This is a genomic window from Brevundimonas sp. CURTG3B2_SDJG (assembly GCF_057364705.1).
The window spans coordinates 1-1,974 of record NZ_JBNFOJ010000413.1 but is presented as its reverse complement, the minus strand read 5'-3'; the positions used below and the strand labels follow the sequence as shown (position 1 = coordinate 1,974).

The following is a 1,974-nucleotide window of genomic DNA, read 5'->3' as shown; positions in this document are numbered from 1 at the left end:
CCCCAACCCTTGTCCCCTCATGGCCGGGCCTGTCCCGGCCATCCATGATCGCGACCAGCGACCTGGAGGTTTCGACTCCGGCCCTTCGCGTTCATGGATTCCCGGCGGGTTCACCCCTCGGGCGGGCCGCGCAAGCGGCGCGACCCGGGGGCCGGGAATGACGAGGTTGAATGTCGATTGAACCCAGTCCTTCATTCCTCCCCCTGCGGGGAGGGGGACCATGCGCAGCCCGAAGGGCGAAGCATGGTGGAGGGGCGCCGATCCCAGTCTCGAAGGAGAGGCCGCCCCGCCCGTGCAAGGCCGAGCTCTCACTTTCCACTATGGAAAGTTTTCACTTGCCAATCTGGAAAGTCACGCTACGCTTTCCATATTGGAAAGTGAGGCCGCGATGACCGATCCCCGAGACCCCTCCGAGGCCCTGGCCTCCATCCAGGCCGCCCGCGCCCGGATGGTGGACCAGGCGAAGGGCTGGCCCTTGATCTACGATGTCCTGTTCGCCCTTCCGGTCGTGGCGATCGTCGCCTGGCAGGGCCTGCCGGATCCCTTGCCCCTGCTCGGCGTGCCGCTGATCTTTCTGTTCGTCTTTTGGGCGCAGGCCTGGTGGAAGAAGCGCTTCGGCTACTGGGTCGACGCCTACAAGCCCAAGAAGGCCCGCTGGATCGCCTTCGGCCTGCTGGCGGCCATTCTGCCCCTCCTGGGCCTGGCGATCTGGAGCCGCTACGGCGGTCCCTGGTGGCTGAGCCTGGCCGCCGCCGGCGTCACCTGGCCGGTGATGGTGATCGGTTCGTTGTGGTGGCGCCGGGTCTGGCGCCGCGAACTGAGGGAGACGACGTGAATCCCGCCTTCGACGCGGTCATCCACGCGCCCGGCCGGCTGCAGATCTGCGGCGTCCTGACCAGCGTCGAGGACGCCGAGTTCGCCGCCGTCCGGGACGCCGTCGGCGTCTCGGACTCGGTCATGTCCAAGCATCTGAAGCAGCTGGAGGAGGCGGGCTACGTCAGGCTGACCAAGGCCGCCTCCGACGGTCGCCAGCGCACCTGGCTCAGCCTCACTCCCGCCGGCCGCCGGGCCTTCACCGCCCACCTCGCGGAACTCCAGCGCCTGGCGGGAATCGCCGCCGCCTCGCCGCCAGGGCAGGGCTTCGTCGGGTAGCCGCTCGCTTCGCGCCGTTTCCGCTGTTACCGTAACGACGTTACGGCCGGGGGGCCGCAGGCGAGGGGGGACGAGAATGCGCACGATCCTCGGCGGAGGCGCGGCCCTGGTCATGGGCGCGCTGATCTCGAGCTCCGCGGCCGCTCCACGCGTCGGCGACGGCCTGTCTCCCGAGATGTTCGAGGTCCTGGACCCCGTCCGTCAGGCGCGGTCCATCTGCGGCGCGGGACCGCAGGGGCGGGCGGCGCTGAGGATGCGGCTCCTGGCCGCCGGCGCTCTGGCCGGCCCGCTGGCCAAGGCGGACGACGCCATTGCGCTCTATCCCGATCTCGCCGCGGTCCGCTTTCCGGTGACCGCCGCGGGCGATGAGGCCCAGCGGTACTTCAACCAGGGCCTGATGCTCGGCTACGGCTTCAATCACGCCGGGGCGGTGCGCTCGTTCCGTGAGGCCCAGCGCCTGGATCCCGACTGCGCCATGTGCTGGTGGGGCGAGGCCGTGGCCCTGGGGCCCAACATCAACGCCCCGATGGACGACCGCGATCGTCCCGCGGCCCTGGCGGCGTTGCGTCGCGCCCTGGCCCTGGCCGATCGCGCCTCGCCGGTCGAACGCGCCCTGATCCAGGCGGCGGCCCTGCGCTACTCGGCCGATCCCGCCGCCGACCGGGCGGGGCTGGACGCGGCCTACGCCGACGCCATGCTGGCGGTCGCCGAGCGGTTTCCCGACCACGACGAGGTCGCCGTCCTGGCCGCCGAGGCGGCGATGAACACCACGCCCTGGAACTACTGGGAGGCCGACAGGCGCACTCCCGTCGGCCGCAGCGG

The 1,974-nt window shown here is 70.9% G+C and carries 2 protein-coding genes and 1 pseudogene; all 3 read left to right on the top strand.

Going from position 1 to position 1,974, the window contains the following annotated elements:
• The first annotated feature begins 388 nt into the window (after positions 1–388).
• Positions 389–835, top strand: a complete 447-nt coding sequence (locus tag AC2W7C_RS17250) for a hypothetical protein (protein WP_486002467.1) — start codon at positions 389–391, stop codon at positions 833–835.
• Entirely contained in the window at positions 832–1,152 is a 321-nt protein-coding gene (locus AC2W7C_RS17245) for a winged helix-turn-helix domain-containing protein (RefSeq protein WP_486002466.1), read from the top strand. Before AC2W7C_RS17250 ends, AC2W7C_RS17245 begins: the two co-directional genes overlap by 4 nt.
• A gap of 76 nt (positions 1,153–1,228) precedes the next feature.
• A pseudogene (locus AC2W7C_RS17240) lies at positions 1,229–1,974 on the top strand (hypothetical protein); the annotation flags it as partial.

Coding starts and splice junctions, on each gene's coding strand:
- AC2W7C_RS17250 (WP_486002467.1), top strand. CDS start 389: ATGACCGATCCCCGAGACCCCTCCGAGGCCCTGGCCTCCATCCAGGCC.